Origin of the sequence: Labrenzia sp. PHM005 (assembly GCF_006517275.1) — a bacterium.
Classification (GTDB): Bacteria; Pseudomonadota; Alphaproteobacteria; order Rhizobiales; family Stappiaceae; genus Roseibium.
The window spans coordinates 3117423-3140552 of the sequence record NZ_CP041191.1 but is presented as its reverse complement, the minus strand read 5'-3'; the positions used below and the strand labels follow the sequence as shown (position 1 = coordinate 3140552).

At 53.9% G+C, this 23130-nt stretch carries 17 protein-coding genes; 10 read left to right on the top strand and 7 right to left on the bottom strand.

The window, feature by feature from the left end; all coding sequences use genetic code 11:
- The first annotated feature begins 1 nt into the window (after position 1).
- A complete protein-coding gene (locus tag FJ695_RS14100) occupies positions 2 to 2389 on the top strand; it encodes a 1-deoxy-D-xylulose-5-phosphate synthase N-terminal domain-containing protein (RefSeq protein ID WP_141186049.1) in 2388 nt (795 codons plus the stop codon).
- A gap of 273 nt (positions 2390 to 2662) precedes the next feature.
- Positions 2663 to 2944, top strand: a complete 282-nt coding sequence (locus tag FJ695_RS14095) for an antitermination protein (protein WP_141186048.1) — start codon at positions 2663 to 2665, stop codon at positions 2942 to 2944.
- Between the two features lie 21 nt (positions 2945 to 2965).
- Here FJ695_RS14095 and FJ695_RS14090 read toward each other — a convergent pair whose 3' ends face one another.
- Both FJ695_RS14090 and ttcA read right to left on the bottom strand, forming a co-directional pair.
- Entirely contained in the window at positions 2966 to 4513 is a 1548-nt protein-coding gene (locus FJ695_RS14090) for a DUF427 domain-containing protein (RefSeq protein ID WP_141188734.1), read from the bottom strand.
- A gap of 84 nt (positions 4514 to 4597) precedes the next feature.
- The gene (gene ttcA / locus FJ695_RS14085) at positions 4598 to 5539 is read right to left on the bottom strand and encodes a tRNA 2-thiocytidine(32) synthetase TtcA (protein ID WP_141186047.1); all 942 of its coding nucleotides are present in this window, start codon (positions 5537 to 5539) and stop codon (positions 4598 to 4600) included.
- 310 nt (positions 5540 to 5849) lie between these two features.
- Between ttcA and FJ695_RS14080 the strand changes: the two genes are divergently transcribed.
- Positions 5850 to 7499 carry a diguanylate cyclase gene (locus FJ695_RS14080; RefSeq protein ID WP_141186046.1) on the top strand — a complete coding sequence of 550 codons (1650 nt, stop codon included), beginning with the start codon at positions 5850 to 5852 and terminating at the stop codon, positions 7497 to 7499.
- 279 nt (positions 7500 to 7778) lie between these two features.
- Here the strand turns inward: FJ695_RS14080 and FJ695_RS14075 are convergent, their stop codons facing one another.
- Positions 7779 to 8762 carry an ABC transporter substrate binding protein gene (locus tag FJ695_RS14075; RefSeq protein WP_141186045.1) on the bottom strand — a complete coding sequence of 328 codons (984 nt, stop codon included), beginning with the start codon at positions 8760 to 8762 and terminating at the stop codon, positions 7779 to 7781.
- 226 nt (positions 8763 to 8988) lie between these two features.
- Positions 8989 to 9606: a 30S ribosomal protein S4 gene (rpsD, locus tag FJ695_RS14070; RefSeq protein ID WP_141186044.1), complete on the bottom strand. Its 618-nt coding sequence runs from the start codon at positions 9604 to 9606 to the stop codon at positions 8989 to 8991.
- A 486-nt stretch (positions 9607 to 10092) separates the two neighbouring features.
- On the opposite strand from rpsD, the gene FJ695_RS14065 reads away from it, so the two are divergent.
- On the top strand, positions 10093 to 11889 hold the full coding sequence (locus tag FJ695_RS14065; RefSeq protein WP_141186043.1) for an EAL domain-containing protein: 1797 nt from the start codon (positions 10093 to 10095) through the stop codon (positions 11887 to 11889).
- Between the two features lie 14 nt (positions 11890 to 11903).
- Here the strand turns inward: FJ695_RS14065 and murI are convergent, their stop codons facing one another.
- The gene (gene murI, locus FJ695_RS14060) at positions 11904 to 12701 is read right to left on the bottom strand and encodes a glutamate racemase (RefSeq protein ID WP_141186042.1); all 798 of its coding nucleotides are present in this window, start codon (positions 12699 to 12701) and stop codon (positions 11904 to 11906) included.
- 10 nt (positions 12702 to 12711) lie between these two features.
- Positions 12712 to 13524, bottom strand: a complete 813-nt coding sequence (locus FJ695_RS14055) for an RNA methyltransferase (protein ID WP_141186041.1) — start codon at positions 13522 to 13524, stop codon at positions 12712 to 12714.
- Between the two features lie 342 nt (positions 13525 to 13866).
- Here FJ695_RS14055 and FJ695_RS14050 point away from each other — a divergent pair, with 342 nt between their 5' ends.
- The 4 genes from FJ695_RS14050 (at position 13867) to FJ695_RS14035 (ending at position 18385) form a co-directional block, all read left to right on the top strand.
- A complete protein-coding gene (locus FJ695_RS14050) occupies positions 13867 to 14658 on the top strand; it encodes an ABC transporter substrate-binding protein (RefSeq protein WP_209010655.1) in 792 nt (263 codons plus the stop codon).
- Positions 14659 to 14753: 95 nt separating this feature from the next.
- On the top strand, positions 14754 to 15194 hold the full coding sequence (locus FJ695_RS14045) for a DUF2267 domain-containing protein (protein ID WP_141186040.1): 441 nt from the start codon (positions 14754 to 14756) through the stop codon (positions 15192 to 15194).
- Positions 15195 to 15372: 178 nt separating this feature from the next.
- Positions 15373 to 17598, top strand: a complete 2226-nt coding sequence (locus FJ695_RS14040) for an NADP-dependent isocitrate dehydrogenase (RefSeq protein WP_371708784.1) — start codon at positions 15373 to 15375, stop codon at positions 17596 to 17598.
- Between the two features lie 76 nt (positions 17599 to 17674).
- A complete protein-coding gene (locus FJ695_RS14035; RefSeq protein ID WP_141186038.1) occupies positions 17675 to 18385 on the top strand; it encodes an HAD family hydrolase in 711 nt (236 codons plus the stop codon).
- A gap of 38 nt (positions 18386 to 18423) precedes the next feature.
- Here the strand turns inward: FJ695_RS14035 and FJ695_RS14030 are convergent, their stop codons facing one another.
- A complete protein-coding gene (locus tag FJ695_RS14030) occupies positions 18424 to 20523 on the bottom strand; it encodes a bifunctional diguanylate cyclase/phosphodiesterase (protein WP_141186037.1) in 2100 nt (699 codons plus the stop codon).
- Positions 20524 to 21266: 743 nt separating this feature from the next.
- Here FJ695_RS14030 and FJ695_RS14025 point away from each other — a divergent pair.
- Both FJ695_RS14025 and ilvC read left to right on the top strand, forming a co-directional pair.
- A complete protein-coding gene (locus FJ695_RS14025) occupies positions 21267 to 21917 on the top strand; it encodes a TetR/AcrR family transcriptional regulator (protein ID WP_141186036.1) in 651 nt (216 codons plus the stop codon).
- An 81-nt stretch (positions 21918 to 21998) separates the two neighbouring features.
- Positions 21999 to 23018 carry a ketol-acid reductoisomerase gene (gene ilvC, locus FJ695_RS14020; RefSeq protein WP_141186035.1) on the top strand — a complete coding sequence of 340 codons (1020 nt, stop codon included), beginning with the start codon at positions 21999 to 22001 and terminating at the stop codon, positions 23016 to 23018.
- Positions 23019 to 23130 lie beyond the last annotated feature (112 nt).

Genomic DNA, 23130 nt, shown 5'->3' with positions numbered 1-23130 from the left:
CATGACCGCCAAGCTGACCCATCTGAAGACCATCGAACAGCGTTTGCTGTGGCTGTCGCATTGGATGATCCATCATGCCAATCACCTGCGGCCCAAGGTCGATGGTATCAAGATCGGCGGGCATCAGGCCTCGTCCGCATCGATGGTGTCGATCATGACCGCGCTCTATTTCTCTGCCCTGAAGCCGGAGGACCGGGTGGCGGTCAAACCGCACGCGTCTCCGGTCTTTCATGCCATCCAGTATCTGATGGGCAACCAGACCCGCGAGAAGATGGAGAATTTCCGTGGGTTCGGCGGTGTTCAAAGTTACCCCTCCCGTACCAAGGACATTGATGACGTCGACTTCTCCACCGGCTCCGTTGGTTTGGGTGTCGCCATCACCTCCTTTGCTTCGCTCGTTCAGGACTACATAAAGGCCAAGGACTGGGGCGACGCAGCTCCTATGGGCCGGATGGTGGCGCTTGTCGGCGATGCCGAATTGGATGAGGGCAACGTCTATGAAGCCCTTCAGGAGGGCTGGAAAAACGACTTGCGCAACACCTGGTGGGTGATCGACTACAATCGCCAGTCGCTCGACGGTATTGTCCGCGAGGGCTTGTTTGAACGGATCGAGAAGATCTTCGATGCCTTCGGTTGGGACGTGGTTCGGGTGAAATACGGCGCGCTGCAGAAAGCAGCGTTCCAGGAACCGGGCGGGGACAAACTAAAAGCCTGGATCGATGCTTGTCCAAACCAGGAGTATTCCGCGCTCACCTTCATGGGCGGTGCTGTCTGGCGCACTCGTTTGCTGGACGATTTAGGCGACCAGGGCGACGTCACCGCATTGATTGAGCGGCGCAGCGACAAAGACCTAGCCGCACTCATGGAAAACCTCGGCGGCAACTGTGTTGAGACCATGGCCGAGGCGTTCGAGGCGATCACCCATGACCGGCCGACGTGTTTCCTTGCTTATACGGTCAAGGGCTGGGGCACACCGATCGCCGGACACAAGGACAACCACGGCGGCCTGATGAACAAAACCCAGTTTGCCGACTGGCAGACGCATATGGGCGTAGCCGAGGGACAAGAATGGGAACCGCTAGCAACGGTCGAACAACCGAACGAACTCACTGCCTTTCTGAAGGAGGTTCCCTTCTTTGCGCGCGGTCTGCGCCGCTATACAGATGAAAAGCTGGGCGTTCCTGCAATCGAGTTGGACAGTGCCAAGTCAACCTCGACCCAGGCTGCTTTCGGCAAGATCCTTGATGATCTCTCCAAAGGCGACAGCGCGCTGGCAAAGCGGATTGTGACCACATCACCGGATGTCACCGGCACCACCAGCCTTGGCGCCTGGGTCAACCGGCGCAAACTGTTCGCTCGCTCAGCTCAGGCAGACGCCTTCATCGAGCACCGAATTCCGTCCACCGCCAAGTGGGAGTTCACGCCAGGCGGCCAGCACATCGAGCTTGGCATTGCGGAAATGAACTTGATGCTGCTCTTGGGCGCCGCCGGCCTATCGCATTCCCTCTTCGGCAAACGGCTCATTCCGATTGGCACGGTCTATGATCCCTTCGTCAGCCGCGGCCTTGATGCGCTCAACTACGCTTGTTATCAAGACGCCCGCTTCATTCTGGTTGGCACGCCGTCCGGCGTGACGCTGGCGCCGGAAGGTGGCGCACACCAATCAGTCGGCACACCGCTCATCGGCATGAGCCAGGACGGGCTGGCGGCCTTTGAACCGGCGTTCGCCGATGAACTCGCCGAGATCATGCAATGGGCCTTTGAATATGTTCAGCGCGACGGTGAAGGCCAGCCGGATGAACGCACATGGCTGCGTGATGAAACCGGTGGCTCGGTCTATCTGCGCTTGACCACCAATCCGATCGAGCAGCCTGGCAAACGCGTCGACGAAGATTTCCGGCAAGGTGCCATTGATGGGGCCTATTGGCTGCGCAAACCGGGCCCCAACTGCGACATCGTCATCGCCTATCAGGGCGCTGTCGCGCCGGAAGCCATCAAGGCCGCCGGCATGATTGGTGAAGCCCGGCGCGACATCGGCGTGCTAGCTGTGACGTCGGCCGACAGGCTGAATGCCGGCTGGACCGCGGCCCAGCGCGCCCGCTCGCGCGGCAACAGCGCAGCCGTCTCGCACATTGAAACGCTGATGGCGGACCTTCCCCGGCATTGCAAGGTGATCACCGTCATCGACGGCCATCCCGCGACCTTGTCCTGGATTGGGTCTGTTACCGGACACCAGACCATTCCGCTGGGCGTTGAACATTTTGGCCAGACCGGAACCATCGGCGATCTTTACCACCATCATGGGCTGGATGCCGCCGCGATCATAGAAAAGGTGCGCGGTCTGACGGACGGCAAACCAACGCCGTCCTTCGGACTGGCAGCAGAGTAAAAAGAAGGCACAAGACCTGGCGGCATTTCCTGAATTCCAAATAGTGTTTTCAGTTTGCCGCCGGTTTCTGCCTCTTAATATCCCGTTTATCCCACGTTTAGCGGCCAGGATATCCCCTGAAACGCTGCCGGAATTCGGCAAAAATTGCCGAATCATCTAATCTGAACAGAAGGTGAATGCCGGATTCAGGGTGAGTATAGGTGCGTTCCGCCATTCTCCGTCCATACCGCAGCGCTTGGAATGATTCCGGGCCAGGAGATGGAAACGGGGACCATGACCAAGTTTGCTTTCGCAACCATAACGACGGCTGTATTGATTGGCGCTGGACTGACTTTTGCCCTGTCAGGCCCATCAACAACAGACAGCGAGCTGCGCCGGGTTGAATGCCAGGCCTTGACCATGTTCACCCCTTCGCGTGGCAAAAGCGCCGAAGAGCTTTGCGAAAACTATGGTGGTGTCGCCTTAAACAACGCAGCTCCGAGCAAGGAAGGACTCGTTATCCTGGTCCGCAATCAGCCTGTCGGCGGCTTTGAAGGCAATCCAAAGCTGCAGTAACCTGTCAAAACGGATCGACACTTAAGATGTGGCGATGCCGTAAGCCTCTACCGTTTCAGCAACATTGTGAAGCTCTAGTGCGCCCAACGCGTCAAACCGGAAATTCATTTCCGACGCAACATCTCCCGCAACAACAACACTGTGGCCGGATTTCTTACCATAATCGCCGAGCCGGGCCGCGATATTCGCCGCGCTGCCAATGACAGTGAAATCAAGCCGCTCCCTTGACCCCACATTGCCGTAGGTGACATCGCCATAAGCAATGCCTGTCGCACACGCTAACGCAACCTGATCGGTCGATCGGCTCGCCAGCTCTTCCGAAATCACCTTGGCGCTTTCCAGCGCTTGCCGGCAGGCTTCTTGGCGTCCCTTGTTGGCCGGGAAGATCGCTAGGACAGCATCCCCAATGAACTTCAGCACTTCGCCGTCATGATCGTTGATGATGTCCGTCGTCACCTCAAAGAACCGGTTCAGCTCTTCCAGGTAAACGTCCCGCCCGAGTTCCGTTTCCAGCCGGGTGGAATGCCTGAGATCACAAAAGAGGATCGCGGCATCGATGACATCACCATCGCCGCGCCGGATCTTGCCGCCGAGCACGCGGGCACCTGTGCGTTTGCCCAGATATGTCTCCAACAACGATGTGGCATTGGAGGTCAGGGCAAACACTTCAAACAACCGGCTGATCAGGGCCGAACATTCAAACACCAGTCCGAGATTGGCCGTTGTGAAACCGTTTGGATGATCTGACGCCAATGTCAGAACATTGATCCGGCCATCAGAGAACGGCAAAGGCATGGCGACATAATCGGTCACACCTTCTTCCTTCAGATCTTCCATGATCGGAAAATTGAATTCGTCCGGATTGGTGTCCAGCTTCTGCCGGATGCCACCGAGCCCATCGGCCACATGCTGGAACGGGCTGTTCTTGAACTGCGGGCTTTCCAAATTGTCATAAGACGGCGCGTGGCTTTTGACTTCATTGCCGTCCCGTTTCCAGACGAACAACCGCCCGGCAATCATCGGGTGGAGCGACCAGATCAGAATGCTGATCCGGGAGACGGCGATCCCCTCTTCGACCAGTTTTTGCCCGAGCGCGGCGATCAAAGCTTCCGGAGTTTTGGCGAGCCAGGCTTCACGCAAAAGCCAATCCACCATGGGGCCTGAGATATTACCGCTAACAACCGGTTCGATTGGACCGCCATTGTGCTCAACCCGCGTCGCAACATCTTGGCGGAACGCGAGATAGCCCTCGACGTCCTTGCCCTCAGGCAGCGCGTAAGGATAACTCCAGGCACCGCGATTGTAGATCTCACCGCCGATTGAGACATGCTTATATGACGCTGTCCCTTTGAACGGACAGAAGGTCTTGAAATCCGGCTCGGTGTCCAGCTCGGCGACGACATCTTCCTTCGGGAAATAAACCGTTGGCGGCAGCCGGGTCTCATGCATCACCCGCGCCCGTTCTGAGCGGGCAAGCAGGACGTCCCCATGCCAGGCGGCTACCTCCCCGGTCAGGGGCTCCACCACGATCTGGTAGTCATTGGCTGTTGTTTGCGCAGGTGTGATCATACTCAAGAGATAGGCACATGGATGAGCCCTGTCCAGCGGACATGCCGGACTTAATTACCAAAAGGTATTTTATTCAATGAGACTCTATTCAGCCGCAAAAAGCTTTGCGGTCATGGCTAGACTGGCAGCACAGGGCTCTTCTGCTTCACTGGCCTCTTTGTCTGCATTGGCATCTTGCGGGCGCAAATTGGCAAAATCATAAAGCTTGCGGTCAAGCAGATGGGACGGACGGGTGTGGCCGAGCGCCCGCGCCATAACACCAAGCCGGCCTGGTGTTTCCTTTTCCCAGCCCTGCAGCATGCGTTTGACTTCCTCACGCTGAAGACCGTCCTGAGAGCCACAGAGATTGCACGGGATAATCGGAAACTCCATGCCATCTGAGAATTTCTGGATATCGCGTTCAGATGCATAAGCAAGCGGGCGCAGCACCAGAAGATCCCCTTCATCGTTGATCAGCTTTGGCGGCATGGATGCCAGCCGCCCGCCGTGGAAAAGGTTCATGAAGAAGGTTTCAAGGATATCGTCGCGGTGATGGCCAAGTACAATCGCTTCACACCCCTGCTCGCGTGCCACCCGGTAAAGGATACCCCTGCGCAGGCGTGAGCAAAGCGAACAATACGTCCGGTTTTCCGGGATTTTGTCCGTGACAATCGAATAGGTATCCTCACGCACAATGATGTGCTCGATGCCGTTATCTTCGAAGAATTTCGGCAAGATCTCTGGTGGAAAGCCCGGCTGCGCCTGATCGAGATTGCAGGCGACCAGATCCACAGGGAGAAGACCGCGCCATTTCAGTTCGATCAAAACGGCCAGCAGCGTATAGCTGTCCTTGCCGCCCGACAGGCAAACCAACCATTTGGGACGGTTCGTCTCAGACGCGCCCTCCGGCAGCATTCCAAAATCACTGATCGCTTCCCGTGCCTGACGCAAAAGCCGTTTTCGCAACTTCTTGAACTCGACACTCGACGGTGCGTTTTTCAAAAGCGCAGGAACATCCGTGTCCGAACTGGCAGCAATGTCGTTCATATCTCGAGCTTAATTTCAGCGTTGTTGAATTGGGAGCTGACATACCGGATTGCCACCAGAAGGCCAAGGGCAAAGGCGGGCCTTTCCAACCGGCTCGCATCCCACTTGTAAAAAGATAATTGAATCCACCAACCTACTCAGCAACCAACAAATATATCTTTAGTTATAAATTAGGACACAGCAACCGTTAATTTAACCATTACAGAAGATTATCAATTTCTTAACTTCTTTAATTTTGAAGATTATTTATAATTCACTGGATACGTAAAAAAGACGAGGTCCAGTGAAGGCGCACTGAGGTGCCAATGACATGAAACTCAAGCACATTCTCATTTCCGCTTTTGTTTTTGTTGCGGCCGTCCCGCAATTCATCGGCTTGCACTTTTTAAACCATCGCATGGCCGACCAGCACGCATTGGATGTCGAAGCCAACTTGATGGCATTGTCGCAAATTGCCAAGGAACGGCTTCTGGCCTCGATTGAACGTATTGAAGACAACACAGCTCTGATTGCCAGCCGCACGCAGATGCGCATCAGCCTGAAGGAATGGACGAGAACGGGCAAAGACTTGCACAGAATGACAATTCTTCGCATTCTGGAAGACGCGCAAGACGGCCTCACAAACTTGAAAAGCGTCAACTTGTTTGATCCAGCTGGTCAGTTGACGATTTCAACGTTCCCCTCGGTTGAGGTTCGCCACTTAGAGCCAAAAACAGATTCAACCATTAAAATCACACTGCAATTTCAGGACGGTGAAACCATCGTCGCCAGCGAAACAGCCTTACACCTTGGTCGTGACCATGTCGGTTATCTGCAACTGACGTTTTTTGCCGATTTCATCAATGACTTGTCTCAGGACAGAACCGGCCTCGGAGAGACCGGTGAATGGATCTTGGGTTTGAGAAACGAAAATGGTGATGCTGTTTTTGCGTTTCCGCTGAAGTATGATCCGGATGCTGCCTTTTCCCATACAATCGCCAAAACTCGGCAAGATGTGCCAATCACCAAAGCCCTTATGGGAGAAGAAGTCGTCTTACGGCACGCCACTGATTATGCTGGCAATTTGGTATTTGCGTCGACCCGCTACATTCCAGAACTCGATTGGGGGCTGGTTGCCAAAATCAATGAAAGTGAAGTCAATCAGTACACTTTTCAAAATCTCTATCTGATATTAATTTCCGGCATTGCCTTGCTTGGGCTCGCAACTGCCATTGGCATTGGCCTATCGATCTACATCGCACGGCCGGTGGAGCGGCTTAAGACACAAACCTCAAAAATTGCCGAAGGAGATTTCTCAAATCCCTTGGTCCCGCGCGGCTGGCAAGAAGTAAAGGAGCTCACCTTACACTTCAGCGCGATGGCCGGCGCTCTTAAAAATATGAATAAAACCCTCAACGACACTGTTCAGCAGCGAACGAAAGAACTGGCAGAAGCCAATCAAAAACTTCGGGAAATCTCGATCCGAGACCCGCTAACAAATCTGTATAACCGCCGCTATTTCGACATCCGCTTTTCGGAAGAATTTCAGCGCGCAATACGGTACAAACATACGCTTTCAATTGTGATCGCCGACCTCGATTTTTTCAAGCAGATCAACGACACCTACGGTCATCCAGCAGGCGATGTGGTGCTTAAGGAGGTCGGCCGGCTGCTGGTCGATAGGATGCGGAATTCCGACATTGTCGCCCGTATCGGCGGCGAAGAGTTCTGCCTCATCATTCCGGAAAACCACCCAGCAGATATAGATAAAATCCTAGACCGGATCCGCGGGGAAATTGCGGAAATGGATTTTGAAACCGAGGACGGCTCCTTCACGATCACCTGCAGTTTTGGCGTGGCCCATCTGAGCGGCGACAGCAAGAACGAAACCCAGTTCCTTCAGAACGCAGATAAGGCGCTCTACAACGCTAAGAAAAACGGCCGCAACCAAGTGTTTGTGCACACTCCCGCTTCTGTGTAGCTTTTTAGATACTCGCTCAGCCATCCCCCCCAAGAGACAAGCAAGCCGACTCCCGAAAACGAACATACCGATTCAGACGAGGACGCTTAGCATGAAGTTTTACAATGCCATGTCGGGCAACACGAAACGCGTCCGCATATTTCTGGCCGAGAAGGACATCGGCATCAAGATCCCGATGTGCGGCGTGATTACCTTCCGTGGCAACAAAATGGCGTCAATAGTTCTTTATGCGGACTCAAAACTGTTTCCCATCGGACACTTAACACTAGATCACTTGAACTACCGGATTGCATCTCCAAAGCGTCCAATCTCGATGACATCGCCTTTGAAAACACTCAAATCAATTCGAGCTGCTCTTGGGTCATCCAGGTCGATAATAATTTTCGCCTCTTCAATCGGCACTTCACTTACGGGAATAGTTGCAGGATCCGCACCTTCAAGAATAGAAATCATCATATTCCCAGCAACTCGCCCTCTCTCTGCAAAATCAGCTGCGATTGCGACAGTGGCCCCTTTTCCAACCATTGCTTCGACAGCCCCTACGATCACGGCAGTCTCTGGAACAACTTCCGCAATCCTGCCTATATGAGCAACGAACGAAGAAGCAGCCGGAACAAATATCAAATCAGTATCGGCCAACTCCCTTTTCAGGATGCTGACCTGATTAGAAACATCGTCTGTATCAGGAACAAACCGAACTCCCTTCACTGGTTTCCCCATCGCACTAATCGTATCGGCGACCCTGTGGTACTGCGCTTCAGAGGTCAGCTCGCGCGGATCAAACAGGACAGCAACGCTCGAAAAATCAATTGCATCGTCCAACGTTTGGAACACTGAAGTCAGAGAAATTGTTACTTTGGCACCAGTTCGCAAAACGCCTGGTTCTTCCAAATTCCGAACCAACCCAGTTCCCACAGGATCCGCAACGATATTAAAAACATGAGGAACGGTATTAAGGCCCACGCTCTGAACGACGCGGGCCGTAAGGGTTCCGAATGTGTAGATCCCATCGGCCGCACGAAGAACATCACTATTTTCCCTTAGAAATGCAGCAAGCGCGGCCCGGTTTCGACCCGCATCAAACTTCACCAGCTCAACATTCCAGCCGGATGCCTCAAGCGTTTTGATAAAACTTGTTTCAGCCGCAGTCGCACCCCGCCAAGTCAACATGACAACGGTTGCGGATTTATCTGCTGCTATTCCTGCAATTGGAAAAGCCAACAGGTAAAGGGCCACAACAGGGATCCATAGAAAGCTTCGCAAAACTCCTCCTCAACCTGAACTTACGAGTTCGGCTTCGCGCTGGAATTCCTAGTTGTTCAGCTGTGGATTGTACCAGAAGTTCCTAGAAACGGTCTTCCCGCCAAATCTAACAATAAATCAACAACCGGAAAACGCGTTCACTCAAACAAAGCCGCATCCGCTGGTTAAAAACAAAAAAAGGGCCGCCCGATGGGCAGCCCTTTGAAGAAGTGTATTCGGCGCTAAATTAGCGCGAATAGAACTCGACCACCAGGTTCGGTTCCATCTGCACCGGGTACGGTACATCAGAGAACGCAGGAATACGGGAGTAAGTCGCAGTCAGCTTGCTGTGATCAGCATCAACGTAGTCCGGCACGTCACGCTCAGCGGACTGGACAGCTTCCAGAACGATTGCGAGCTGCTTGGACTTTTCGCGAATTTCAACAACGTCGCCCGGACGCAGCTGATAGCTCGGAATGTTGACGCGCTTGCCGTTCACCTTGATGTGGCCGTGGTTGATGAACTGACGAGCAGCAAACACGGTCGGCACAAATTTGGCACGGTAGATGACAGCGTCGAGACGGCGCTCCAGAAGACCGATCAGGTTTTCAGAGGTATCGCCTTTCAGACGGGACGCTTCTGCATAAACCTTGCGGAACTGCTTTTCGGAGATGTTGCCGTAGTAGCCTTTCAGCTTCTGCTTAGCGCGCAGCTGAACACCGAAGTCGGACAGTTTACCTTTACGGCGCTGACCATGCTGGCCTGGGCCATATTCGCGGCGGTTGACCGGGCTCTTCGGACGGCCCCAGATGTTTTCGCCCATCCGGCGGTCGATTTTGTATTTAACGCTATGGCGCTTTGACATCGCGGTTTCCTTTAAAATTCGCGTTGTTTTTCTATCAAGGAAACGCGCCCTCCTTCTTCCATTACAAGATTCTAAAACTTGCTCTGGATCGACAGGGTTTCAACAGACGGCGCCGGCTGAAAACCCACGGGTGCGTAGACCCGGCCAAGTCAAACCTGGCCAGACCGCGCGGGAGTACCCGCCAGATTGCGAAATGTCAATGCTTTCAGCCTGGTTTTGCGGACTTTTCTCGCCGGATTTCGCTCCGCTTGGCAGTGAGTCCAACGCTGGGATGACAACGCTGCCTCGCACCTCGGCACCGGCAATTGTGACCATGCGTAAGATTACCGTTGAAAATAATGGATACATTTAGGAAATTTTAATTGCAATTTTTCACTATGCAATCAACGCACAACCATAAGAATAAATGCGAGGGCAACTTGCAACCTTGCACCCTGGAATCACATCGAATTTATTTCGCCTTTACAAGACGTTAGTAGGTAAAAAATGTTCTCGCCCGCGAACTCAGACCAAGAGGATGACAGCCCACAGGCGGTTTCCAGCCAGCCTCCGCTGAAATACATCCTAAAAAGCCTCGACTATGCCTTGCAGCCAATTGTGGATGTGGGAACGGGCGTTGTTTATGGGTATGAGGCGCAAATTCGAAACTGCGCTCAGGCTGGTGCGGAAACGCCCGACGCTTTGTTAAATCAGGCTTACGCAGAAGGTTTCCTGGCAGAGCTCGAAATTGCGCTGCTTCGCAAAGCAGCAACAAAGTTCAAAGCGCTGCGAACCGCTAACGGCACAAAACTGTTCTTCAAACTCGACGGGCGGGACCTCGGCACTGAAAACGACCCACGGATGGAAATGGGCGCCATTCTGGTCGAATACGGTTTGCAGAAGAGTCAGATTTGTCTGGAATTGTCCGACCGTCATTATGAAGCACATGATGACGTGGCCCATCATGCAATGAACGATTTGAGGCAATCCGGCTTCATGATCGCTCTGGATGATTTCGGCCGTGGATCTTCCGAATTGCGCCTCCTACATGACATGTCACCCAATTATGTGCGGATCGACCGGTTTTTCTTAAACGGCATCGACAGCGATCCGCGCCGGAAACTGTTTGTGACGACAGTTGCAAATCTTGCCCATGTTCTGGGGGCCCGTGTCATCGCTGAATGCGTTGAAACGGAAAGGGAATTCAAAGCGTGTCGGGATGCCGGCTGTGATTTGATCCAGGGTTATTATGTCGCCAAACCGTCTGCATCTTCGGCAACGGCAAAGCTGTTTTACGATCACATTCGTGCTGAATCGCCAGGCGGGAAACGCAAGGAAGAGCAGTCGCGTATCCGCAACGAGTTGCTGGACCTGCCCACTGTCCAATACGATTCGTCCATGAGCGATCTTCTTGATCTGTTCGTGCACAATCAGGATGCCAGCATCATTCCGGTTCTGGATGCCAACCATGAACCACGCGGCATCATTCATGAACGGGATTTGAAGGCCTACCTTTACGCAGGCGGCCCGGACGATGAAGACGCCAAAGCAGCGCTCAATTTTCCTCTACGGTCCTTCGTTCGCGCCTGTCCGATTGCTGACATTGATTCCAATGCGGACATGCTTCTGGTGACTTTTGCCTCTTCGATCAATTCCGATGGCATCATCATTACCCAGAATTTTCGCTATGCTGGGTTCCTGTCAGCGACGTCACTGCTAAAGATCATCCATGAGAAACGCTTGCAGGAGGCGCAGGATCAAAATCCGCTGACCGGTCTGCCAGGAAACGGTGCCGTCAACCGTTTTGTTACAGAAGCCGTCGCCAACAAGTCTGGCGACCGGCATATCTGCTACATGGATTTCGACAATTTCAAACCGTTCAACGACACCTACGGTTACCGTCAGGGCGACCGCGCCATCATCTTGTTCAGCGAATTGCTGCAGCGGCATGTATCCGGTGCCAACACCTTCCATGGCCACATCGGTGGAGATGATTTCCTCGCAGGTTTCTTGGCCGGTGACCAGGCCGAGGTTGCAACCCGTATGCATGCGCTCAAGCGGGCTTTCCGTAATGATGTAGAGAGCTTCTATGACCCTGAGCACCGCACTCAAGGCTTCATCAAAGCACAGGACCGGTTTGGCACCATGCGGGAATTTCCGCTTCTGCAGTGCTCGGTCTCTATCCTGACAATTCCGCGTGGCGTCAGCGCGAATTCAAATTTGGTGACCGAAGAGATGATGCTCTTGAAGGGGGCTGCCAAATCCAATGACAACGGATTGGTGATGAAAACCTATTCGGCGTGATGCCCGGTATTTCCCTATCGCGTGATAAGCGTCAAACCGAAGCCCGCTAAAAGCCGTTTCAAGGACGGATTTTGCGGGCTTGATGTAAAAAAGGCCTCGTCCGGCTCATGAGATGGCTCGCTAGCCGCCGCTTGCCCGAGAACGCGGACGAGCTGTCGAGCAATCGCTTCAGCCGGGTCCAGCCAGTCGACAGGCCAGGGCGCGATCTTGCGGAAACGATTGGTTAGAAACGGATAGTGGGTACAGGCAAGAACAACGATATCCGTTCGCTTGCCATCCTGATCCAGGAAACAGCCAGAGATTTCAGCCGAAATCGCGGCATCAAACACCTCTTCGCCGCGTAAGTGCATTTCCGCCAATTCCGCCAGATTGTCTGAGCCGACCAGGCGGACATGGCATTTCGAAGCAAAGCTCTCAATCAACGATCTTGTGTAGGCACGTCGAACCGTGCCAGGTGTGGCCAAGACGGAAATCAAGCCGGAGGACGTGCGCTCGGCTGCCGGTTTGATCGCTGGTACCGTACCGACAAAGGGAACTTCTGGATGAGCGTCACGCAGGGCTTCACCGGCAAGGGTGAACGCGGTGTTGCAGGCAATTACAATAGCTTTGGGATCGTGCTCTCGAATTAGCCCGTCGAACAACTTCATAAGCCGGTCATGAAGGTCCTGTTCCGGCCACCGGCCAATCGGAAAAGCTGCATCATCGGCCACATAATGCAGCCTTTCATAGGGCAGCAAATAGCGTGCCTCGCGCAGAACCGTGAGCCCGCCCAAACCTGAATCAAAGATGAGAACCGGACGGACATCGCTCACGAGTTCTGCCTCACTCTTCGTTTTCCCCCTCAACCCGGGTTTTCCGGGGACGGGTTTCGCGCTTTTCCAAAGCAGCGATCACGCCGCGCAAAGTGCGGACTTCTTGTGCACTGAGTTCCGCCTTCTGGAAGATGTTCCGCAAATTCCGCACCATATGCGGGCGCCGCTCCGGTGGACGAAAGAAGCTGACCTCATCCAGCGAGCTTTCCAGATGCTCAAACATTCTCAAGATGTCTTCTTTCGACGCCGGAGGATGTTCTTCTTCTGACAGCAGGAAAGGCAACTCCCCCTGACTTGCCGTCTTGCGCCACTCGTAGGCGCACACAAGAACCGCCTGAGCAATGTTCAGCGATGCAAAATCTGGATCAACCGGCAAGGTGACGATTTCATCGGCCAGTGCCACTTCTTCATTGTTGAGGCCCCAACGTTCGCGGCCGAACAAATAGCCGACACCATGCCCCTTTTCACCAAGCTCGACGGCTTTTTTTGCGGCTTCATCCGGTCCACGCACGGGTTTCGGCACTTCGCGAGACCGCGCCGTTGTCGCAAAGACGAAGTTGAGATCCGCGATCGCCGCTTCAACACTGTCAAAAACCTGCACCTTATCGATCACATGATCCGCCCGGCTGGCAGCAGCGCGCGCCTTTTCGCTCGGCCAGCCATCCCGCGGATTGACGATCCGAAGATCGACCAGACCAAAATTGGCCATGGCCCGGGCGGCTGTGCCGATATTCTCGCCAAGCTGCGGTTCACACAGGATCACCGCCGGAGGCCGCGCGGTAATCGCCCGCGCCTCATCTCTGATTTTCGCGTTTTTGCTCATGACGCGGGATTTAGCGGAAGGCTGCGGAATTGAAAAGCCCTGGCCGCGTATGTGGGCAGGTCCATCCCGAATTCCTTAGATAAAGGACAGTGTCTTCGAACTGGGTTTTATGGCGACAATTGTCAGACCGCAAAGAGGTGCACGATATACCTACTACTTAAAAGATGTGCCAAACTCAAAAAATCGCGCAAGAATTGAATATAGTCAGTTTTGTTGCTCCCATATTGAAGGTTGGGTCCGATTTAATACACACGCAAGCCTGTTTATTGCTTTCACTAAACATTCCCTTATTTTTTCGAGTTAAGATATCGGTGAAAATCTTCCGCAAGTGGAAAAGCCTTCATGGCACGAACAGGAAAACTGCTGGCTCTTCTTATCGCTGGTATTTTAGGAAGTTTGACATTGGCAGCGCAGGCGCAAGATTGTCCGCGCGGCGGCACTCTGATTGCCGGGGCTGGCGACTATCGTCCTTACAATATTGTTGAAGGTGATACTGTCACAGGCATGGACTTCGAGGTCATTGAAACGATCCTGAATAAAATGGACTGCGAATTGACGAAGATCCCGCTCCCCTGGACACGGCATCTGAACGCTATGCGCAATGGAACAGTGGACATTGCAACACCCGTTACGATCACACCGGACCGGGAGGAATTTGCGCACTTTTCCAGTCCCTACATCCAGGCCAATGAAATACTGTTTGTCCGCACAAAAGACCAAAGTGCCTACAAAGACCTTGCCGATTTTTTCAAGAAAGGGAAACGTTTGGGTGTGATCCGCGACTACGCCTATGGCGGCGCCTTTCCGGAATTGGCGAAAACTTACGCCGATCAGATCGAAACGACAGACAGTCAGGAACTCAATCTCAAACAATTGGACCTTGGACGGGTCGATGCAATTTTAGGCGAAACCTACGTCGTCTCATCAGTCGTCCAGAGGCTGGGCCTGTCGAGAAAAGTTATACCATCCAATGTGATAGTGGCTTCAGAATCGAATTACATCATGTTCAGCAAGATTAGCGTCAGCGAAGATTTTGTAGCCGCATTCTCCCGGGAACTACAGACTATGCAGGAAAATGGTGAGTTTGATCAGATAACCGCCCGCTACCGGAATTCGCAAGACGTGGTCAACTGATCCGAATTCTTTGTGAATGACTATTTTTAATTGAAGCTCTTGAAATATCCCGCAGTGTTAGAAAGCTTTCCAAAATCAGCGTCCTGGCTGTTACAATGCCTATGCCACAAACCTATTTTCTTGCGTCGCGCGATTTCGATGCGTTCATTCAGGATGTTCGCGACACCTGCTTATTGCAAACCCATCATCAGGCGTATCATACTCTCAGAGCCGTCCTGCACACCTTCCGCTCGCACCTGACAACAGAACAAGCCCTGCAATTTGCCAATATCCTTCCTGCCGTCACACGGGCCATCTTTGTCGAAGACTGGAAACCGAATGACACCCCTCCCCCCTTTCCGGACCGGGCAACGCTTATCCGTGAGATGAAGTCGGTGCGCAAGGATCACAATTTTGCCCCCGAAACCGCCATTGACGATGTTGCGGCAGCGCTGAGGCGCTCTTCAATTGACGAAGCCGAACTGAACCGTGTGCTTGTAGGCTTACCTCAAGGCGCTGTTGAGTTTTGGAAAACCGGAGACACTGTCCGTACCTGACATTAGGGCCCTCCCGTAATTGCCTTTTCCGCCCCGTTTGCTAGAACTCCCACGGCTTTTGCAGCCTTCGCCTTTATGAGGGCTGGCATTTGATTGCGTACAATTGTATACGCTTTTCAAAATCCGTCCGGAGGCAACCTTCCTGCCTCCGTCCGATCCCGTTGGAACATCAGGAAACGTGAGCACTATGGCCGATATCATCTACACCAAGGTTGACGAAGCACCGGAACTGGCATCTGCGTCCTTCCTTCCGATCATCCGCTCCTTCACCAAGGCTGCGGGCCTCACCATCGGCACCAAGGACATTTCCCTCGCTGGACGTGTCCTGGCGGCGTTCCCGGAGTTCCTCAGCGACGAACAAAAACAATCCGACGACCTGGCACTTCTGGGTGATATGGTGAAAACCCCGGATGCCAATGTGATTAAGCTGCCGAACATTTCTGCGTCTCAGCCGCAGCTGAACGCAGCGATCAAGGAATTGCAGGATCAGGGTTACAAGCTGCCCGACTATCCGGCGGATGCAAAAACCGACGAAGAAAAGACCATCAAGGCGAAATACGACGCCATCAAAGGTTCCGCCGTGAACCCGGTGCTGCGCGAAGGCAACTCCGACCGCCGCGCACCAAAGGCCGTCAAGGAATACGCCAAGAAGAACCCGCACCGCATGGGCGCTTGGGCGTCTTCTTCCAAGACCCATGTTGCCACCATGGGCGAGAACGACTTCCGCTCCAATGAAAAGTCGATCACCGTTTCTGCTGCTCAGGCAGGCACTGCCAAAATTGTTTTTGCTGGAAACGATGGCGCTGAGACCGTTCTGAAGGGCGACTGGCCACTGGAAGACGGTGACGTCATCGACGCCACCTACATGAGCGTCAAGGCACTGTCGGCATTTCTGGAAAAGGAAATCCAGGACGCCAAGGATCAGGGCATCCTGTTCTCGCTGCACATGAAAGCCACGATGATGAAGGTCTCCGACCCGATCATCTTCGGTGTCTGCGTCAAGGCCTTCCTGAAAGACGTTTTTGAAAAACACGCTACCACCTTCACTGAGCTCGGTGTGAACCCGGATCTCGGTATTGGTGATCTCGAAGCTAAGGTCGCATCCTTGCCGGCTGACAAGGCCGCTGAAGTTCAGGCTGACATCAAGGCCGCGCTCGACAACGGTCCGGCCATGTACATGGTGAACTCGGACAAGGGCATCACCAACTTGCACGTTTCTTCTGACGTCATCATTGATGCCTCCATGCCGGCTCTCATCCGTGCAGGCGGCAAGGGCTGGGGCCCGGATGGCAACGAAGGTGACGCTAAGTGTGTGATCCCGGACAGCTCCTACGCGGGTGTCTACTCCGCAGTGATCGACTTCTGTAAGGAAAACGGCGCTCTCGACCCGGCCAAGATGGGCACGGTGCCGAATGTCGGCCTGATGGCCCAAAAGGCCGAGGAATACGGCTCTCACCCGCAAACCTTCAAGGCACCAAGCGACGGCACCATTAAGGTGGTCAGTGCATCTGGCGAAACCCTGCTTGAGCACGGTGTTGAAGGTGGCGACATCTGGCGCGCCTGCCGGACCAAAGACGCCCCGATCCGCGACTGGGTCAAGCTCGGCGTCAACCGCATGCGCCTGTCCGGCATGCCGGGTGTTTTCTGGCTGAACTCTGAGCGTGCACACGATGCTGAGCTGATCAAGAAGGTCGAAGCTTATCTTCCAGATCACGACACCTCCGGTCTGGACTACCGCATTCTGGCCCCGACCGAGGCGGCAAAATACTCCACCGAGCGCATTGCGCGTGGTGAAGACACGATCTCCATCACTGGCAACGTGCTGCGTGACTACCTGACCGATCTCTACCCGATCCTGGAAGTCGGCACATCGGCCAAGATGCTGTCCATCGTTCCACTGATGAATGGCGGCGGCCTGTTTGAAACCGGCGCTGGCGGCTCTGCGCCGAAACACGTGCAGCAGCTGCAGGAAGAAAACTACCTGCGCTGGGATTCCCTTGGTGAATTCTGCGCACTTGGCGCGTCGCTTGAGCACCTTGCCAACGTTAAAGGCAATGCGAAGGCGCAAGTTCTGGCCGATGCCCTGGACAAGGCGATCGAAGGCTTGCTGGACAACGACAAGTCCCCGGCCCGCAAGGTCGGCGGCCTGGATAACCGTGGCAGCCACTTCTACATCGCACTTTACTGGGCCAAGGCGTTGGCCGCCCAGGATGGAGACGCAGATCTGAAGGCTCAGTTCGCACCGGTCGCCGAAGCGCTGTCTTCCAACGAAGACAAAATCGTTGGTGAACTCAATGGCGTTCAGGGCGCTGCAGCCGACACAGGCGGCTACTACCACGCCCCGCAAGCCAAGGTCGACACCGTGATGCGCCCAAGTGCAACTTTGAACAGCATTATTGGCTGACTTTGAGCCAAACTTGAGCTAGTGAGAGGGGCAGCATGTGCTGCCCCTTTTTGTCTCTCATCTATAAGATCGCCGCATGACCTCTCCCATCAAAGCCCTCCTTTTCGACAAAGACGGCACCCTGCTGGATTTCGATTCCACTTGGGCCACACCTCAAGAAAAGGTGGCGGAGTTTGCCGCCGGCGGCGATACGGCCTTAGCAACACAATTGCTTATTGCGGGCGGCATGGACCCGGTGACGCGAAAGACCGCGGCAGGAAGTCTTTTTGCAGCCGGAAATGCCCTCGAGATTGCAGAAGGTTTTGTTGAGAATGGATCTCAGATCGCGATCGATGTTTTGACAGAGAAACTCGACCGTATATTTTTGGATGGCATGGACGTGGCCGCACTTCTTCCCGGACTTTCCGAGGTCCTGCCCCGTTTGAAGAGCGTTGGTTATGTTCTTGGTGTTGCCAGCAGCGACTGCGAAGCATCCATTGCCGCGTTCTTGAAAACGACCGGCGTCTCAGACTGTTTCTCTTTCATTTCCGGCTATGACAGCGGATATGGACACAAACCCGGACCGGGCATGGTCAACGGCTTCGCCCAGGCAACCGGAATACCGGAACAAGAAATTGCCGTCATCGGCGACAACACCCATGATCTGGAGATGGCTGCTGCGGCAGGCGCGGGCCTGAAAATCGGCGTGCTTTCAGGTACGGGAACACGGGCTGATCTCGATCCGCTGGCCGACCTTATTCTGGCAAGTGCTGCCGATATTAACGTGAGTTCTCACCTCGGCGGCTAAATAGGTTTTTTACCAGAAAAACATGCGCCTCAAAATTATCAATGCAGAACCGCTATGTTGCTTGCCTCATAATCAACGCCATTTTGCGCCCGCACCATTGCCGAATACTCCGGGAAGGACACGGCAGGGCTCCATAAATACCCCTGCCCCAGCGTGCCGCCCCATAGCTTCAGGTAATCTTTCTGTAAGGGCGTCTCAATGCCTTCAGCCACGGTGTTTAGATTGAGTTGATTGGCCATCATTAAGATCAGTTCGACAATCGTCCGCCGATCCTCACAATTGGTGATGTCCATGATGAACGAGCGGTCGATCTTCAATGTGTCGAACGGCATATTCGCCAGGCTGCTTAAACAAGAGTATCCGGTTCCAAAATCGTCGATAGCAAAGTTCACCCCTTCAGACCGAATTGGCAGTATCTGCTCTATAACTCTTCCGGAATATTCCATCACGCTGGATTCTGTGATTTCCAGCTCCAGTTTATCCGGTGCCAAACCGCTTTCCCCGATAATCCTCAGCGTGTGGTCGGAAAAATTCGGATCCTGTAGTTGGGCCGGAGACACATTCACTGCCACGGAAACCTGCATGTTTTCCAGATGCAGTCGCTTGGTATCCTCCAGTGCTTTTTTCAAAACGAATTCGCCGATTGGCGCAATCAAACCACGCTCCTCAGCAATTGGGATGAATTTGTCTGGCCGGACTTGTCCCAAGACCTCGTCCCGCCAGCGCAGCAACGCTTCTGAACCAACAATCTCGCCATTCGAAGGATTGACCTTGGGCTGGTAAAAAACGTCAAGCGTACCGTGCTCCACCGCGAGCCGAAGACGCTCTGCGATAGTTTCACGTTCATTGAGCTGTTCCCTCAAGCTTTCGCTATAGGCAACCGCCTTACCGCGTTGGATCGCTTTTGCCTGATACATGGCAAGGTTTGCGTTTTTCATAACTTCTTCTGCAGTCCCGCCTTGATCCGGATAGGTCATGACCCCGGCACTGGCATCCACGGACAAGGACAACGACCCTATCCGCACCGGCTTGCTCAAAAGTGTAAGAATGGTTGCGGATATGTCTTCCAGCAAAGCTGGATCTGTTATTCCGGGCAAGATGCAAACAAATTCGTCTCCGGCAAACCGTGCGACTGCGGAGACACTCACCGTGTGCTGATGAGTGGCCTTGTCGACGAGCCGCACGAGCCGTTCAGCCAACTCACGCAGCAATGCATCGCCGGTATGATGACCATGCATATCGTTGATCAACTTAAACCGGTCAAACCCTATGTAGAGCACAGAACCTGTAGCCCCAGGCTTCTGATCGATCATTTTAGCCGCCAATTTGTCAAGCTGCGCCCGGTTTGGCAGTCCGGTGATGCGGTCGGTGTAGGCGAGCCGTTCAATGTCGACAATGTTTGAGCGCAGCTTTCGCATCATCTCCAAAAATGCTGATTGAAGTTCACCAACTTCACCAGGTGCCTCTGTTTTCAAATCGCAGTCCAAGAACCCTTCTGCAGCGCCATTTGCCGCTTCCGTCACCTCACTTATGCCGGCAGTCGCCCGGTACATCAGCCATGCGATGACTGGAAGAAACGCCAGGAATAAGACCGCAACAGTCAGGGCGGCCTGCCAGAGCGCTTCCTGAAATATGTCGGCCATCTCGTCTTTGGACATGCGGACCAGCACACTGCCAACGGCCGTTCCATTTCGAAATACCGGAAGAACGTACTCGATCGTTCCGGACGTTTCGATTGTGTAATCCTGGCCCTCTTGGGCAGCGTTCAAGGCCGTCTCACTGAACAGGGTTTCACTTACGGGTTTGGCTGACGCGAAATCGCTGGCAAACTCCTGACCGAACCGGCTGAAAGCCTTGGCGGCAATGACAGACCGGTCTCCGGCCACTGCATTTAGAAGCCGCTCCATTTCGCCATAATTTTTGTTTTCGATTTCACGGGCAGAGATATTGGCAACAAATTGCGCCTTTTGGCGCGCATCATGTTCCAGCCGTGCTTCGGTCTCCGAGATTTGGATGTGATACTTGATGCCGATGACCACGAAGGAAAAAACGAGGATCCCACCGACAGAGAAAAGCGTTGCACGAACAAAGACACGCTTCCAAAGTGATCGGCCTGTGTCTCGTAAACTCGTCAGCATTCACGGGCTCCCGTACGCACCTGTGGCCCGCACATGCAGCAGCCACATTGAGAACGCCAGTGTCCCCCGAGGCAAATCAATAAAAACTAAACAAAAAGCAGAACAATCGGCAAACAATTCGATTTTGTAGAAACAAAAATGATTATTGTTACAGCGTAATTATTTTTGACAGTGACATCTTTTTCTATTCCTTAATTGGATAAACACTCTATAAATAATGAAATCTGCAGATCTCACAGCAAACCCTCCCATCAAATACACGACACCCGTAACATGTAGGTCTACACCGGGCGTTGGGGCCGTTGACAGGTAAACAAAAAGGGCAGGAAGACGGCCGACCCAAAACAAATCATCTCGAAATTTCTAAGCGACAGCCACGCTATTTGCACCTGCCGGTTTCCCCGCAACGTGTTCCCATGTCGCCCGCCCTTACGCTCGCTAAATCGTAAACATCAACAGCAAGCTTTGGTTACACCAGACAAAATTTACGCAGACATATGTGTGACAAACCAATCATTGTGACGACCTCACAAAGGTGATCAATTAACTCACCTTCAGTGTCACGTATTGATTTTCCTGGTGTGTCAGGCTGTTGGCAGGCAAGCCAACAGGTGTCGATTCTTAGCTAAAATTTCCCTTGACCTCCCTGTCCCGCTTTGTCATAACATCATCCGAACCGTACGGTACGGTTCGTATAAAATTTCACAACAGCGCCACAACACGCAGATCCGAAACTCAGACATATGCCAGCCGCAAGTTTTGACATCGCCACTTCCCGCCCGGACGCCGCGCCCGAGTTTTCGCCGCGCCAGCAGGTGGTCTTGCAGCACGCGCTGACACTTCTGGTCGACGGTGGCGAAAAAGCGCTGACAACGGCGGGACTTGCCCGCACGGCCAGCTGCTCCAAAGAAAGCCTTTATAAGTGGTTTGGGGACCGGGATGGGTTGCTGGCGGCTGTTGTAGCTTTCCAGGCAAGCCAGGTGCAGTTTCCATCCGAAAGCGGCGCAACGGCCGATGCGGACACGTTCCGCGCCCATGTTGCCGCCTTTGTCGAAGCACTGCTCGGCGTTTTGTTTTCTGAAAGTTCACTGGCGCTGAACCGTCTGTCGATCGGCCAGTCCAACACCAATTCCAACCGGCTTGGCCAGCTTCTGCTGGTGCGCGGCAAACACATGATTTCCGCCCGCGCGCGCAACATGTTGGAAACCGGCCGCCGTCATGGCCTTTTAAAATTCGACGATGCGGAAGATGCCTATCAGGTGCTTTATGGCCTGGCGATCCGCGACGTTCATATCCGCCTTCTTCTAGGTGAGGCGCCGAGCCCCGCCGAGAAAGATCTGAAAACCCAGGCCGAAACGGCCACAGACCGGTTTTACCGGCTGTTCGGCGCTTAAAGCTCCGGACCGGGGAAGCTGCAAGAAATTGGCCCGGCCGCTGGCCGCGCTTCTAGTATACTGGGAAAAAAGGGAAAACCCATGCGTGTCTATTATGATCGTGATGCAGATATCAATCTGATCAAATCCAAAAAAGTTGCCATCATCGGTTACGGTTCTCAGGGCCGCGCCCATGCCATGAACCTGAAAGACAGCGGCCAGAAAGACATCGCCGTTGCTCTGCGCGCCGGTTCCACCACCGCTCTGAAAGCCGAAGCTGACGGTTTCAAGGTCATGACTGTTGCTGAAGCGGCTGCCTGGGCAGACCTGATGATGATGGCCACGCCGGATGAGCTGCAGGCCGATATTTATAAGGACCACATCGCCGATAACATCCGTGATGGCGCTGCCATCGCTTTCGCGCACGGCCTGAACGTTCACTTCGGCCTGATCGAGCCGAAAGACACCATCGACGTTTTGATGGTTGCCCCGAAAGGCCCGGGCCACACGGTTCGCGGCGAATACATGAAGGGTGGCGGCGTACCGTGCCTGATCGCTGTTCACCAGGACGCGACTGGTAATGCACAAGACCTCGGCCTGTCCTACGCCTGTGGCGTCGGCGGCGGCCGGTCTGGCATCATCGAAACCACCTTCAAGGAAGAGTGTGAAACCGACCTCTTCGGTGAACAGGCTGTTCTCTGCGGCGGTCTGGTTGAGCTGATCCGTGCCGGCTTCGAGACCCTCGTTGAAGGCGGTTACGCTCCGGAAATGGCCTACTTCGAGTGCTTGCACGAAGTAAAGCTGATCGTTGATCTGATCTACGAAGGCGGCATCGCCAACATGAACTACTCCATCTCCAACACCGCTGAGTGGGGTGAGTATGTTACCGGTCCGCGCATCGTGACTTCCGAAACTAAGGCTGAGATGAAACGGGTTCTGGAAGACATCCAGAACGGCAAATTCACCTCCGATTGGATGCAGGAATATCGCGCAGGCGCTGCCAAGTTCAAAGCAACCCGCCGCCTGAACGACGCCCACCAGATCGAAGAAGTTGGCGAAAAGCTGCGTGGCATGATGCCCTGGATCAAGTCCAACGCCCTGGTCGACAAAACCAAGAACTAAGGCCTTGCCCGCGTTGGACTTGTCCATGACGACAGAAACCCTTGCGTTCGCCAGAGGCGAAATGCGGGGGATCAAGTCCAACGCCCTGGTCGACAAAACCAAGAACTAAGGC